The 13,611-nt window shown below is 54.5% G+C and carries 15 protein-coding genes; 10 read left to right on the forward strand and 5 right to left on the reverse strand.

Annotated elements, in window-relative coordinates; all coding sequences use genetic code 11:
- Positions 1–69: 69 nt before the first annotated feature.
- Positions 70–975, forward strand: a complete 906-nt coding sequence (eamA, locus tag LCD46_11005) for an O-acetylserine/cysteine exporter (protein UOY72797.1) — start codon at positions 70–72, stop codon at positions 973–975.
- 42 nt (positions 976–1,017) lie between these two features.
- On the opposite strand, the gene marB is transcribed toward eamA, so the two are convergent.
- The 3 genes from marB to marR are packed head-to-tail and all read right to left on the reverse strand — an operon-like array spanning position 1,018 to position 2,092.
- The gene (gene marB, locus LCD46_11010; GenBank protein UOY72798.1) at positions 1,018–1,224 is read right to left on the reverse strand and encodes a multiple antibiotic resistance protein MarB; all 207 of its coding nucleotides are present in this window, start codon (positions 1,222–1,224) and stop codon (positions 1,018–1,020) included.
- Between the two features lie 32 nt (positions 1,225–1,256).
- Positions 1,257–1,637 carry an MDR efflux pump AcrAB transcriptional activator MarA gene (marA, locus tag LCD46_11015; protein ID UOY72799.1) on the reverse strand — a complete coding sequence of 127 codons (381 nt, stop codon included), beginning with the start codon at positions 1,635–1,637 and terminating at the stop codon, positions 1,257–1,259.
- A gap of 20 nt (positions 1,638–1,657) precedes the next feature.
- Positions 1,658–2,092 (reverse strand): multiple antibiotic resistance transcriptional regulator MarR, encoded by a 435-nt coding sequence (gene marR / locus LCD46_11020; GenBank protein UOY72800.1) that lies wholly within the window; start codon positions 2,090–2,092, stop codon positions 1,658–1,660.
- Positions 2,093–2,348: 256 nt separating this feature from the next.
- Between marR and LCD46_11025 the strand changes: the two genes are divergently transcribed.
- Entirely contained in the window at positions 2,349–3,014 is a 666-nt protein-coding gene (locus LCD46_11025; GenBank protein ID UOY72801.1) for a MarC family NAAT transporter, read from the forward strand.
- Positions 3,015–3,060: 46 nt separating this feature from the next.
- Here LCD46_11025 and LCD46_11030 read toward each other — a convergent pair whose 3' ends face one another.
- Positions 3,061–4,257, reverse strand: coding sequence for a sugar transporter (locus tag LCD46_11030; GenBank protein UOY72802.1), 1,197 nt, complete (start codon positions 4,255–4,257; stop codon positions 3,061–3,063).
- A 177-nt stretch (positions 4,258–4,434) separates the two neighbouring features.
- On the opposite strand from LCD46_11030, the gene LCD46_11035 reads away from it, so the two are divergent.
- The 3 genes from LCD46_11035 (at position 4,435) to LCD46_11045 (ending at position 6,617) form a co-directional block, all read left to right on the forward strand.
- On the forward strand, positions 4,435–5,223 hold the full coding sequence (locus LCD46_11035) for a PhzF family phenazine biosynthesis protein (protein UOY72803.1): 789 nt from the start codon (positions 4,435–4,437) through the stop codon (positions 5,221–5,223).
- A 27-nt stretch (positions 5,224–5,250) separates the two neighbouring features.
- Positions 5,251–6,042 carry a PhzF family phenazine biosynthesis protein gene (locus LCD46_11040; GenBank protein UOY72804.1) on the forward strand — a complete coding sequence of 264 codons (792 nt, stop codon included), beginning with the start codon at positions 5,251–5,253 and terminating at the stop codon, positions 6,040–6,042.
- A gap of 92 nt (positions 6,043–6,134) precedes the next feature.
- Positions 6,135–6,617 (forward strand): GNAT family N-acetyltransferase, encoded by a 483-nt coding sequence (locus LCD46_11045; protein UOY72805.1) that lies wholly within the window; start codon positions 6,135–6,137, stop codon positions 6,615–6,617.
- On the opposite strand, the gene LCD46_11050 is transcribed toward LCD46_11045, so the two are convergent.
- The gene (locus tag LCD46_11050) at positions 6,571–7,449 is read right to left on the reverse strand and encodes a LysR family transcriptional regulator (GenBank protein UOY72806.1); all 879 of its coding nucleotides are present in this window, start codon (positions 7,447–7,449) and stop codon (positions 6,571–6,573) included. The genes LCD46_11045 and LCD46_11050 overlap by 47 nt on opposite strands.
- A gap of 99 nt (positions 7,450–7,548) precedes the next feature.
- Between LCD46_11050 and sad the strand changes: the two genes are divergently transcribed.
- The 5 genes from sad to LCD46_11075 all read left to right on the forward strand — a co-directional run bounded on the left by sad (position 7,549) and on the right by LCD46_11075 (position 13,531).
- On the forward strand, positions 7,549–8,937 hold the full coding sequence (gene sad, locus LCD46_11055) for a succinate-semialdehyde dehydrogenase (GenBank protein UOY72807.1): 1,389 nt from the start codon (positions 7,549–7,551) through the stop codon (positions 8,935–8,937).
- 107 nt (positions 8,938–9,044) lie between these two features.
- Positions 9,045–10,634, forward strand: a complete 1,590-nt coding sequence (locus LCD46_11060) for a methyl-accepting chemotaxis protein (protein ID UOY72808.1) — start codon at positions 9,045–9,047, stop codon at positions 10,632–10,634.
- Positions 10,635–10,696: 62 nt separating this feature from the next.
- Positions 10,697–11,623 carry a glutaminase B gene (glsB, locus tag LCD46_11065; protein ID UOY72809.1) on the forward strand — a complete coding sequence of 309 codons (927 nt, stop codon included), beginning with the start codon at positions 10,697–10,699 and terminating at the stop codon, positions 11,621–11,623.
- On the forward strand, positions 11,623–11,979 hold the full coding sequence (locus LCD46_11070; protein ID UOY72810.1) for a DUF4186 domain-containing protein: 357 nt from the start codon (positions 11,623–11,625) through the stop codon (positions 11,977–11,979). The genes glsB and LCD46_11070 overlap by 1 nt, the downstream gene beginning before the upstream one ends.
- 112 nt (positions 11,980–12,091) lie before the next feature.
- Positions 12,092–13,531: a GGDEF domain-containing protein gene (locus LCD46_11075; GenBank protein UOY72811.1), complete on the forward strand. Its 1,440-nt coding sequence runs from the start codon at positions 12,092–12,094 to the stop codon at positions 13,529–13,531.
- Positions 13,532–13,611: the final 80 nt, after the last annotated feature.

Here is a 13,611-nt window from a genome sequence, read left to right on the forward strand (position 1 = left end):
CTTCTCGCAGCGTGCTTTTTTCTGTTACCTTGAAGTGTTAACAAATAATTAATAATTCAGGGGCAGGGTATGACGCGTAAAGACGGGCTGCTGGCGTTGCTGGTGGTCGTAGTATGGGGGCTCAATTTTGTGGTCATCAAGCTGGGGTTGCACAACATGCCCCCGCTGATGCTGGCCGGTTTACGTTTCATGCTGGTGGCGTTCCCGGCGCTTTTTTTCGTCGCCCGTCCTAAAATCCCGTTGAAACTGCTGCTGGGCTATGGCCTGACCATCAGCTTTGGCCAGTTCGCTTTTCTCTTCTGTGCCATCAAGTTCGGAATGCCGGCCGGTCTTGCCTCGCTGGTGTTACAGGCGCAGGCGTTCTTTACCATTATCCTCGGCGCGTTTGTGTTTGGTGAGCGCCTGCAGGGCAAACAGCTGGCGGGGATCACGCTCGCGGTGTTTGGCGTGCTGGTACTGATTGAGGCCAGTCTGAACGGTCAGGATGTGGCGCTGCTCGGCTTTATGCTGACGCTGGCGGCGGGGCTGAGCTGGGCCTGCGGGAATATCTTCAACAAATTGATCATGCAGCATGAGGCGCGCCCGGCGGTTATGTCGCTGGTGGTCTGGAGTGCGCTGATCCCGATAATCCCGTTTCTGGCGGCGTCGTTTATTCTGGATGGTCCGAATGTGATGCTGAACAGCCTGGTTGAAATCGATCTCACCACGATTTTGTCGCTACTCTACCTGGCGTTTGTGGCCACCATTATCGGCTATGGGATCTGGGGGTCACTGCTTGGCAAGTATGAAACCTGGCGCGTCGCACCGCTGTCGCTGCTGGTTCCGGTGGTGGGGCTTGCCAGTGCGGCACTCTTACTGAATGAAACGCTGAGCGCGCTGCAGCTGCTTGGCGCTGTGCTGATCATGGCCGGGTTGTATATTAATGTCTTTGGTTTGCGCGTGCGTCGGGCGACGCGGGTCAGTGGAAAGGCATAAAAAAGCCCCGCATCTGCGGGGCAAAACGAATCAGAGGCCGTGCTAATTGTAATAAGGCACGCCTAATTCGTCGGACTTGTCGCTACCTGCACCCATGTGGTTGAAATCGTAGGGTGACCGGTCATGTGCTGACGGCAAAATCATCGTATCAGGATTATTTTGCTGCGTTGCACGAGGGGTTTGCTCCGCGAAGGTCTGGCTGGAGAATAGCACCAGCAAGGCGAGGGCGGCGGAGGCGATAGCTTTCATGATTTCCTCGGTTACGTCTTTAAAGGCGATGATTAACTACAATGTTTTAACGGATACAGGTATCGGGATTCGCCCGGCACGCTGGTAATTCGGTACTTATGAGGTGGCACGTCAAAGTAGTTCTTGAACGTACGCGTCAGGGTTTGTTGCGATTCAAATCCGTAACGCTCCGCCAGATAAAGGATCGGCTCATTGCTTTCTTTCAGTTTCTGGGCAATTTCTGTCAGCTTGCGGCTGCGAATATATTGACCTAATGAATGGCCGGTCTCTTTTTTGAACATCCGTTGCAGGTGCCATTTGGAGTAACCTGAACGCTCGGACACTTTTTCAAGGGAGAGCGGCGATTCCAGGTTATCTTCGATCCAGTCCAAAATGCTATGAATGGTAATAGCGTCAGTATTGCGTCTGGACATCGTCATACCTCTTATTCTGATTACGGCAGTATTTTCTTAAGCAAAAGCTCAAGGGTTGCCACTTCATCTGCCGTTAAGTTTTTTGTGAGTTCCTGATGTAATTTTTGTCCTACTAATTGATGACATTGTTCGCACATCGCTGCGCCATCCTCGGTGAGTTTCACCAGTACGCCGCGTTTGTCATTCGGGTTAGGGCTTCGTTCTATCCATCCTTTGCAGACGAGACGATCCAGCATGCGGGTTAGCGCACCCAGATCGACAGAGAGCACCTTTTTCAGCTCAACCGGCGTGATACACATTTCGCAGCGAATGGAACACAGCACTTTGAACTGTGTTGCGGTGATATCCAGCGGTGACAGGTAGTCATTGAGCAGGCGATCTTTTTTCTGATTGACCATATGAATAAGACGACCCAGTGGAATAATGTCGTTAAAGAGATCACTGGTGCTTTTCACAATGGTTGCCCTGGCAAGTAGTTTAGTCACGGCAGATATTATTGCTCAGGCAAGTATAAGTCAACTGAATGAATTAACCGATGCCACGAATTGCTAAAACGTTTCATGTACGTTTTTTGAGGTCTTTCAAATCAAATAGATAACCGGGAGTAATTGTTCACGGAGGAAAATAATCGTTACGTTGAGCAGATGGCTGAACGTCACACTTTCCCCCTATAATTGCTGTGTTAAATATGAATAAGGACAACAACGCACTATGTTGGATTTGATTAAAGCAATTGGTCTTGGGCTGGTGGTATTGCTGCCGTTGGCCAACCCGTTAACGACGGTTGCGCTCTTCCTCGGGCTCGCGGGGAACATGAACAGCGCCGAGCGTAATCATCAGTCGATGATGGCCTCCGTGTATGTATTCGCCATCATGATGGTGGCTTACTACGCCGGACAACTGGTGATGAACACCTTCGGGATTTCTATCCCTGGCCTGCGTATCGCCGGGGGGCTGATTGTGGCCTTTATCGGTTTCCGTATGCTGTTCCCGGCACAAAAAGCGCATGAGTCACCGGAAGCGACCAGTAAATCGGAAGAGCTGGAAACCGAACCGAGTGCGAATATCGCCTTTGTACCAATTGCCATGCCGAGCACGGCGGGGCCGGGTACCATCGCGATGATCATCAGTTCCGCATCCACGGTGCGTGACAGCGCAACCTTCCCGGACTGGGTACTGACGGTTGCGCCACCGCTGATCTTTGCGATTATAGGGATTATCGTGTGGGTGTCACTGCGCAGTTCTGGCGCCATTATGCGCTGGGTAGGCAAGGGCGGTATCGAGGCGATTTCCCGTCTGATGGGCTTCTTACTGGTCTGTATGGGCGTGCAGTTTATTATTAACGGCGTGCTGGAGATTATTAAAACTTACCATTAATTTCATTGCCGGGTGGCGGCTTCGCCTCACCCGGCACAAACAAACGTCACCCGTGCTGCCTGTGTTCTTCAAGCGCCACCGGCCATTTACGGAAGATCAGCACTGACCAGATCAGCGCTACCAGCGCAGGGATGGCTCCCAGATAGCCGATCGCCGACATCGACACATGCAGGCTAATTTGATTTCCCACCAGCGCGCCCGCGCCAATTCCCAGATTAAAAATCCCCGAGAACAGTGACATGGCGACGTCCGTCGCATCGGGTGCCAGGGCCAGGACTTTCACCTGCATGCCCAGACCAATAATCATGATCGCCACCCCCCAGAACAGGCTGAGGATCGCCAGATGGTTTTCACTTCCCGCCGCGGGCATCAGTAACAGCAGGCAGGCCAGCAGCAGGCCAATGGCACTACTCACCAGAGTGGAGGCATGCTGGTTACCCAGCTTACCAAACAGAATGCTGCCAATAATGCCCGCTCCACCGAGGATCAACAGTAATACCGTGGCAAAGTTGGCGCTAAAGCCCGCCACAACCTGTACAAACGGCTCAATGTAGCTATACGCCGTGTAATGCGCTGTCACCACAATGACGGTAAGCAGGTAGATACTCAGTAACGCCGGGCGACGCATCAGCAGCGGCAGGCTTTTCAGCGAGCCAGAATGTTCGCTTGGCAGCGTCGGCAGCAGTTTGATCAGGCAAACCAGTGTGATCAGTGCCCCCATGCCGATGGCGAAGAAGGTGGTACGCCAGCCGAAGTATTGCCCTACGATTCGGCCAATAGGCAGACCCAATACCATCGCCAGCGCCGTACCGGTGGCAATCAGGCTCAGCGCCTGGGCTCGTTTACCGGCCGGTGCCAGCCGTATAGCCAGAGACGCAGTAATTGACCAGAACACAGCGTGGGCAAAGGCAATACCGACGCGGCTAATGACCAGCACGGTAAAGCTCCACGCCATAAACGACAAAACGTGACTGGCAATAAACAACGCAAACAGACCGATTAACAGCTTACGCCGCTCCATCTGGCTGGTCATGAGCATAAACGGCAGGGACATCAGCGCCACCACCCAGGCGTAGATGGTCAACATAATGCCCACCTGCGCCGTTTCCATCTGGAAACTTTCCGCGATATCAGACAACAGCCCAACCGGAACAAATTCTGTGGTGTTAAAAATAAATGCGGCAATAGCCAGCGTGACCACCCGTAGCCACGCAACTCTGCGGGAAACTGTGTTCGTTGTCATAGGGATGTCGGAGATTCGTTGCTGAAAAGAAGAGATGTCGATCTTAAAACGTTAAATGGTGAAAACTCAATCATTATGTGATGCAGATCTCAATATTTACCTTATGAAAGCGGTAGCCGGGAACGTCGTTTTCATTGAATATAAAAGAACAACATAATAAAAACAGGCGGTAAGACAATGCAGGAGATTGATTTTTATCTGGTTGATGCCTTCAGTGACAAAACCTTTGGCGGCAATCCGGCAGCGGTTTGCCCGTTGAAGACATGGTTACCCGATGAGACCTTGCTGAGAATGGCGCAAGAGCATAATCAGTCGGAGACGGCTTTTTTCGTCTGCAGTAAAGGGGGGATTGAGCTACGCTGGTTTACCACCCTTACGGAAGTGAATCTCTGTGGTCACGCCACGCTGGCGGCGGCGTATGTCCTGTTTACCGAACTGGATTATCCCGACTCGCGGATCCACTTTGATACCGCATCTGGCCGCCTGACGGTAAGCCGCGAAGGTGACTGGATGACACTGGATTTCCCGGCATGCCCAACTCATGAAGAGACGCCCCCGCCGGAGATGCTCTCGGCCCTGGGCATCAGCCGCTACGTAGAAGCCCGTAAAGGCCGGGCCTGGCTCATCATGCTGGACGATCGCCAGCAGGTCGAAGCGCTCGCGCCAGACATCTCCGCGATGACGCCAGGCGAACATAAAGTGACGGTAACGGCACGGGGAGACGGTGAATATGATTTTGTCAGCCGCTTCTTCTCGCCGGGGGTGTCCGTCCCGGAAGATCCGGTTACTGGCTCTGCACATACGATGCTCATTCCTTACTGGAGTGAAAAACTGCGTAAAACGACGATGCTTGCTCGTCAGGTTTCCGCACGCGGCGGGGATGTCCGCTGCGAGTTGAAAGACTCACGTGTGCTGATGAGCGGCCAGGCAGCACTTTATTTAAAAGGCACAGTTTTTCTGCGCTGAATACCCATAACAAGAGAGGAAGAGACAATGCAGGAAATTGAATTTTATCTGGTGGATGCCTTTAGTGACAAAACGTTTGGCGGCAATGCGGCAGCAGTGTGTCCTCTGGAAGAGTGGTTGCCGGACGAGACGCTGCTCAAAATGGCGCAGCAGCATAACCAGTCTGAGACAGCTTTTTTTGTACGAACCGACGACGGGTTTGAGCTGCGCTGGTTTACCACGCTGGATGAAATTAACCTGTGCGGCCATGCCACGCTGGCGGCATCACACGTTATTTTCGAATACCTTGATTACCCTCATACCGAAATCACCTTCACCACGCGCTTTGTCGGCGAACTGACGGTAAAACGCAGCGGCGACTGGCTGACCCTGAATTTCCCTGCGTGGTCAACGGAGGGGGTCGATAACCCACCTGCGGTGCTGTTTGGCGCGCTGGGCATCACAGAGGCGAAAGAGGTGCGCGTTGGTCGAGATTACATGGTGGTGCTGGAGAGCCAGCAGGCGGTGGAAGCACTAACGCCGGACATCGCGGCGATGCTCCCGCTGGATAAAATGGTTTGCGTGACGGCGCCGGGTGATGAGTACGATTTCGTCAGTCGCTTCTTCTGCCCGGGTGAAGGGGTGCCGGAAGATCCGGTCACAGGATCCGCCCACAGCATGCTGATCCCATACTGGAGCGAGAAGTTGGGTAAAACCTCACTGAATGCCCGCCAGGTGTCGTATCGCGGCGGGGATCTGCGCTGCGAACTGAAGGGTGACCGGGTGTTAATTGGCGGCCAGGCGACCTTGTATCTGAAAGGGCGTATCTATTTACGCTAAGAGTGGATCGCTATAAGTTAATACTATGAAGCACCATGGCAGGGCTGCGCTATGTTGAAGTTTAGTCTCACAAAAAAAGCAAGGAGCCTGCCATGTATTCCATTACCTCTGAGTCTGCCCGTCACCCGGATATCCTCAAACTGATTGCGGCGCTTGACCGCTATCAGAGCGAACTCTATCCCGCCGAAAGTAACCATCTGCTTGATCTGACTGCGCTACCAGAGTCATCGTTAATTTTGATGATCATTCGCGACCAGCAGCTCCAGGCTGTCGGGTGTGGAGCGGTCGTTCTCAACGGTGACGAAACGGGGGAGATGAAGCGGGTCTATATCGACCCGGCCCATCGGGGCCAACATCTTGGAGAGACGCTGCTGGCCGCACTGGAGGACGAAGCCCTCAGCCGACATTGCCACACGGTACGGCTGGAGACGGGCATCAAACAGCGCGCTGCGGTTCGGCTTTACGAACAGTGCGGGTACGAAATGCGCCCGGCGTTTGCGCCGTACGTTGACGATCCCCTCAGCCTGTTTATGGAGAAGGCACTGGTTGTGGACGTTCGTTTAGCTGCGCTATAAAGGCCTCCAGCTGGCGAGTCATTGCCCCGCGGCGCCACACCAGCCAGGTGGTCAGCCAGCGCCAGTTTTCCGCCAGCGGCCACGCCTCAACCTGATGATGCCCCGGCATGCTTTCCAGCATTGAACGGGGCATCAGCGCAATACCCGCACCCGCGATAACACAGGCGAGCATACCGTGATAGGACTCCATCTCGTGAATGCGCCCGGGCGTGGCTCTGTCCGCATGAAACCAGCTTTCCAGGTGTCGACGGTACGAACAGTTCGCGCGAAAAGCGTAGACGTCGCTACCGCTCACCTGCGTGGCACGTTTGACCTCCGCATGTCCGGCGGGGGTGACCAGCATCATTTCTTCGCGGTAGACGGACATTCCCTCCAGTTCCGGGTGCGAAAGTGGCCCGTCGACAAAGGCGGCGCTTAAGGTTCCCTCGAGTACGCCATCAATCATCGTCCCGGATGGCCCGGTAGAAAGGGCAAACTGGATACGCGGGTAGCGCTGGTTAAACTGCGCCAGCGTCTCAGGGATGCGTACCGCAGCGGTACTTTCCAGCGCCCCGAGGGCAAATAACCCCTGGGGTTCATCTCCCGCGACGACCATGCGCGCTTCATCCACCAGCGCCAGGATCTGCTTGCTGTAGCGCAGGAAGTTATGCCCGGCAGGGGATAAACGCAAACGCTGGTTCTCACGAATAAACAACTCAACGCCAAGGTCAGCTTCCAGCTGGCGGATGCGGGTCGTCAGGTTAGACGGCACGCGATGCACCTTCTGCGCCGCCTGGGTGATACTGCCCGTCTGTGCGACGGCGTTAAACATTTCAAGCTGGGTTAAATCCATAGCATTCTCGATTCGTGAATAAGGTGGTTAGTATTATTCATTTTTAAGAAATAGCAGAGTGGGCCACAATTAATCAACCGTTTTAACGTGGAGAACATCATGACTTATTCACCTGCAACACATGCCCTCTCTGTGAACCCGACGACGGGGGAAACGCTCGCAGCCTGGCCGTGGGCAACCCAGGAGGAGGTTGAACACGCGATTTCACTGTCTGACGCGGGTTTTCGTCAGTGGCGACGCGAAAGCGTTTCACACCGTGCGCAGAAACTACGCGATCTCGGCGCAGCGCTGCGCAACCGTGCGGAAGAGATGGCGCAGACGATCTCCCGGGAAATGGGAAAACCCATTCTGCAGGCGCGGGCGGAAGTGGCAAAATCCGCCGGTCTGTGCGACTGGTATGCTGAGCATGGCCCGGCGATGCTGCACGCGGAGCCCACGCTGGTGGAAAACCAGAAGGCGGTGATTGAGTACCGACCAATGGGACCGGTTCTCGCGGTGATGCCGTGGAACTTCCCGCTCTGGCAGGTGCTGCGCGGTGCGGTACCGATCCTGCTCGCCGGGAACAGCTATCTGCTTAAGCATGCGCCAAACGTCCTCGGTTCAGCCGATCTTATTGCGCAGATTTTTGCAGACGCAGGGTTTCCTGAAGGCGTTTTTGGTTGGGTGAATGCCACTAATGATGGCGTGAGCCAGGTGATTAACGATCGTCGTATCGCGGCAATTACCGTAACCGGCAGCGTGCGTGCCGGTGCGGCGATTGGCGCCCAGGCCGGGGCGGCGCTGAAAAAATGCGTGCTTGAGCTGGGTGGTTCCGATCCGTTTATTGTTCTCAACGATGCCGACCTCGATCTTGCCGTGAAGGCGGCGGTAGCGGGTCGCTACCAGAACACTGGACAAGTGTGTGCAGCAGCAAAACGCTTCATTGTGGAAGAGGGTATTGCGGATACCTTTACTCAACGTTTTGTCGATGCGGTTTCTGCGCTGAAGATGGGTGCTCCGGATCGGGAAGAGAACTATATTGGCCCGATGGCGCGTTTTGACCTGCGCGATGAACTGCATCAGCAGGTGCAGGCCACGCTGGCTGAAGGGGCAACGTTGCTGCTGGGCGGGGAGAAAATCAGCGGTGAGGGCAATTATTATGCCCCGACCGTATTCGGCAATGTGACGCCTGAGATGACGGCCTTCCGCCAGGAGCTGTTTGGTCCGGTTGCGGCCATTACGGTTGCGAAAGACGCGGAGCACGCTCTGACGCTTGCCAATGACAGCGACTTTGGTCTGTCAGCAACCGTCTTTACCGCTGACGCAGCGCTTGCGGATAAATTCTCGCGCGAGCTGGAGTGCGGCGGCGTGTTTATCAACGGCTATAGCGCCAGCGACGCGCGCGTGGCCTTTGGTGGCGTGAAGAAGAGTGGATTTGGCCGCGAGCTTTCCCACTTTGGGCTGCACGAGTTCTGCAACGTGCAGACGGTGTGGAAGGATCGCGTGTAATTTATTCGGCCCTCATCACGAGGGCCGTTGTCATTTCTTTGCAATGGTTCTGTCATTTTCATTTCGTAGACTCGCACGCGTCTAACGCATTGTTAATGAAGAAAATCATGAACCTAACGCAAATTTTCCGCCGTATTGCGCAGCGTGTTATCCCTCGTCACTTTGGCCTGCTGACGGGTATTTTTTGTATTATTGGCCTTTTCTCCGCGCTGCAGCTCTCCTCTTCATTTTTGCTTAACGCCTCACTGAACGAAGCCCAACGCAACGAGCAGCAAAATCTGCTGGCGTATCAGCAACAGAGTAAGCTGGATCTGGCCCGCGTTTCCCTGCTGGCAGCAAGCGATCTGCTTAACCGGTCCGGCGTCTGGTTTATGCAGGATAAAGAGACCGGCTCCGACGGAAGCTGGCATAGCCTGATGGATGACGCGCAAAAGGCGCTGACGGTTTCTCAGCAGGCATGGAAGGCCTGGCTGGCGCTCAATCCGCCGAAAGATGAAGCCCTGACGAACAGCTATCAGCTGTTCTACGGCGCGATCAAAGAGCAGGCGGAAGGTCTGGTCAAAACCAACACTATCGACGCGTTTTTTGCCGTACCGGCTCAGGCTTTTCAGACAGACTTTAACGACAATTACGCGCGCTACCAGCAAGCCAGCGAGCAGCAGGCTGTGCAGGGCCGCCAGACGTTGATGGCGCAGCTTTCCGGTCTGCAAACGTTGTTCCTGTTTGCTCCGGTTTTGTTACTCGCCATCGCTATTGCCGTCTGGTTCGGCATGTCCCGATGGGTGATTACGCCGTTGCGTCGGTTGATTGCGCATATCACCCGACTGGCTGCGGGAGATCTCTCCGGCACCCCGCCCGGTGTCATGCGTTTCAACCGGGAAATAGGGCAGCTCAGCGACAGTATTGCCACCATGCAGCAGGGTTTGCAGCAGCTGGTGTCTGAGGTCAGCAATGCGACCACCTCTATGGTTGAGAACGTTGGTGCCCTGGCACAGGGCAACCAGAAGCTGTATCAGCAGTCGGCACGTCAGGCGAAAGAGCTTGAGGACGTGACGGCGCATATTGCGGCACTGGAAACGCATGTAGAAGGGAACACCGGTTACGCCAGACTCGCCAGCTCGCGGGCTGATGAAGCGCGCCAGGCGGTAGTTGGCGGAGATCGGATGATGTCTGCCGTTAATGCCTCTATGCAGGCGATCGTCGACCGATCCTCAGAGATGCGCGGGATCGTGGCAATGATCGACAGCGTGGCGTTTCAGACTAATATCCTGGCGCTGAATGCCGCCATCGAGGCTGCCCATGCCGGGAACCAGGGGCGGGGGTTCGCCGTTGTCGCCAGGGAAGTCGGACTGCTGGCCAGAAAGAGTAGCCACTCGACCCAGACTATCCAGGAACTTATCAATCGCTCTTTGCAGGGTATTGAAGACGGTTCTCGCGCCGTTAACCTGATGGAGGAGAACTTGCAGCAGGTCACCGGTCTGGTGGGGAATTTAAGTAGTTTGCTGAATGAGATCTCAGCCGCCACGCTCAGTCAGGGAGAGAGTATTCATCGGATGACGAGCCAGCTGCAGGCGCTTAATCAGGTCTCCCGTCAGACGGATTTACTGGTCTCTGACGCCTCGGATTCCTCAGTACGGCTGCAAAAGCAATCCGATCTTTTATTGCAGGCGGTTTCGCGTTTTCGTCTTAGCGCCTGACGCAATACATTAGCCTCTGTTATACTCGCAGCCCGTTTTAGCCTGAGGGCAAGGAGCAAAGTGTGGCTGCGGTCATCCATAATGAGATGTTGGACGAGATTCTGGCGCAGGTTCGTCCGTTAATTGGAAAGGGGAAGGTTGCCGACTACATTCCGGCTCTTGCCTCGGTCAGCGGGAATAAACTTGGCATCGCTATCTGCACCCTGGACGGACAGCGATACCAGGCAGGCGATGCAACTGAACGTTTTTCCATTCAGTCCATTTCCAAAGTGCTGAGTCTGGTTGCAGCTATGCGCCAGTATGAAGGTGACGAGATCTGGCAGCGCGTGGGTAAAGATCCTTCCGGCCAGCCTTTTAACTCACTGCTGCAGCTTGAAATCGAACAGGGTAAACCGCGAAATCCCTTTATCAATGCCGGGGCGCTGGTGGTCTGCGACATGTTGCAAAGCCGCCTCAGCGCGCCGCGTCAGCGAATGCTTGAGATTGTTCGCCAGCTTTCAGGCGTAGACGATATCGCCTACGATCCGGTGGTGGCGCGCTCGGAATTTGAACACTCCGCCCGCAATGCCGCCATCGCCTGGCTGATGAAATCCTTCGGCAATTTCCATAATGACGTGGCGACTGTTCTGCAAAATTATTTCCATTACTGCGCCCTGAAAATGAGCTGCGTTGAGCTGGCTCAGACATTCCTGTTCCTGGCGCACCAGGGGCACGCTCCGCATCTTAACCAGCCGGTGGTTTCACCTCTGCAGGCGCGTCAGATTAATGCGCTGATGGCAACCAGCGGGATGTATCAAAACGCTGGCGAGTTTGCCTGGCGCGTCGGCCTCCCGGCAAAATCGGGCGTTGGCGGCGGTGTGGTGGCAATTGTGCCTCATGAAATGGCGATTGCCGTCTGGAGCCCGGAGCTGGATGAAACGGGGAATTCACTTGCCGGTGTGGCGGTTCTGGAAAAACTGACCCAGCGTCTTGGGCGTTCCGTGTACTGATGCCTGACCTTGACCCTCTCTTTTCCCGCCTGGCGCGATCGACTTTTCGTTCGCGCTTTCGCTTAGGCGATAAGGAAAGACAGTACTGCTGGGACAAAGGTGCCGAAACCATCGATCGGCATGCCGCTGACTTTGTAGAAAAGCGCCTTGCTCCGGCCTTGCCGGTAAATGATGGCAAACAGACACCGATGCGTGGTCACCCGGTGTTTATTGCCCAACATGCTACGGCCACCTGTTGTCGGGGTTGTCTGGCAAAATGGCATAACATTCCGCAGGGTGTTCAGCTTACGGCGCAGCAACAGCATTATATCGTCAGCGTGATCCACCACTGGCTGGTGCTCCAGATGAACACCTAAATTTGACGAGTTATGATCCCGTTGTAATTGTGTTATAGATGCATCCTAAGTTAGTCCCGACTATGCTGACGACCGCAGTAATTGCCATAAGCAACATATGGAATGATATTTAATGCGTTCTGCTCTTACCGCTTTCAGGCTGTTCCAACCCGATACGCCGCTGCGAAATGCGTTGGCGATTTTTATTCTCACCACCTTATTCTATTTTGTGGGGGCGGAATTACGGCTGATTGAGGCTTTGTCGCTGTTTTGGCCGCTGAATGGCGTCATGGCGGGGATCTTTGCCCGTTATGTCTATCTGAATCGCCTGCATTATTACGCGGTGTCGTATGTTGCTATGCTGACGTACGACGCAGTGACGACCAACTGGGGAATGGCCTCAGTGGTGATTAATCTGTCTAATATGATCTTTATCGTTGTTGTCGCCGTGCTGGTTCAGCGCGACAGACGGTTAATGAAGAAAACCCCAGACCCGCTCAACGCGTTACGTCTGTTTAACTACTGCCTGATTGCCGCGCTGCTTTGTGCGTTGCTCGGTGCGGTGGGGTCAGTGGGGATTGATAGTCACACCTTCTGGCCGCTGTTTGCCGACTGGTTTAGCGAACAATTCTCAACCGGCGTGCTTGTTGTGCCTTGTATGCTCACGTTACGTATGCCCCTGCGTGAATTCAGGTTACGTCTTGAACAGCTCTTGCCGGTGATTGCCTTGATCGTCTCGGTGGTTGCATCGGTGGTGATTGGCGGGGCGGGGAGTCTCTCATTTCCTCTTCCTGCGCTTATCTGGTGTGCGGTTCGCTACTCATTGCCTGCGACCTGTCTGCTGACGTTTATCACGGGCGCGACTGAAATCATTCTGGTCGCCAACTCGATTATTAATATTGCCGTGGCGACGCCGTTTACGACGCCGATGATGTTTTCAGCCCGTCTGGGGATCGCCACAATGGCAATCTGCCCGGTGATGGTATCCGTCAGCATGGCAGCGATTAATTCCCTGATTCGCCAGGTTTCTCTCAGGGCGGATTACGACTTTTTAACGCAGGTTTACTCGCGTTCCGGCCTTTATGAGGCGTTAAAGCGTGAAGAAACGCACCGCCATTCACGTTTTCTGACCGTCATGCTGCTGGATATTGATTACTTCAAAAGCATTAATGATAACTACGGCCATGAGTGCGGTGATCGTGTGCTCGCGTCGTTCGCCCAGCAGGTTCAGGAGGTCGTTGGTGAAGATGGGATGGTGGCGCGAATGGGCGGAGAAGAGTTCGCGGTGGTGGTAAATTCTGGCGACGCACAGAATGGTTTTGAACTGGCTGAGCGTATCCGGTCCACTGTTTCCAGTCACCCTTTTACATGGCGTCAGCAAGCGCTCCATCTGACGGTCAGTATTGGCCTGGGGAGTGGCAAGGCTGAGTCATGGCAGTTGACTGAGGTCTTCAACAAACTGATGGCCGAAGCGGACGATCATCTCTATCGTTCAAAAAAAGCGGGTCGAAATCGTACCAGCGCACGGGTGTCGGACGAGCAAATTGCCGCGACCTCCGGGAGTGAAACATAGCTGCGTTAATCGTCATAAGGCATTGACGTGAATAGTAAGCGACTTAGCAGGATGTTAGAACACTGACAATGTCCCTGTTT

This window comes from Enterobacter ludwigii (genome assembly GCA_023023105.1).
GTDB lineage: Bacteria > Pseudomonadota > Gammaproteobacteria > Enterobacterales > Enterobacteriaceae > Enterobacter > Enterobacter adelaidei.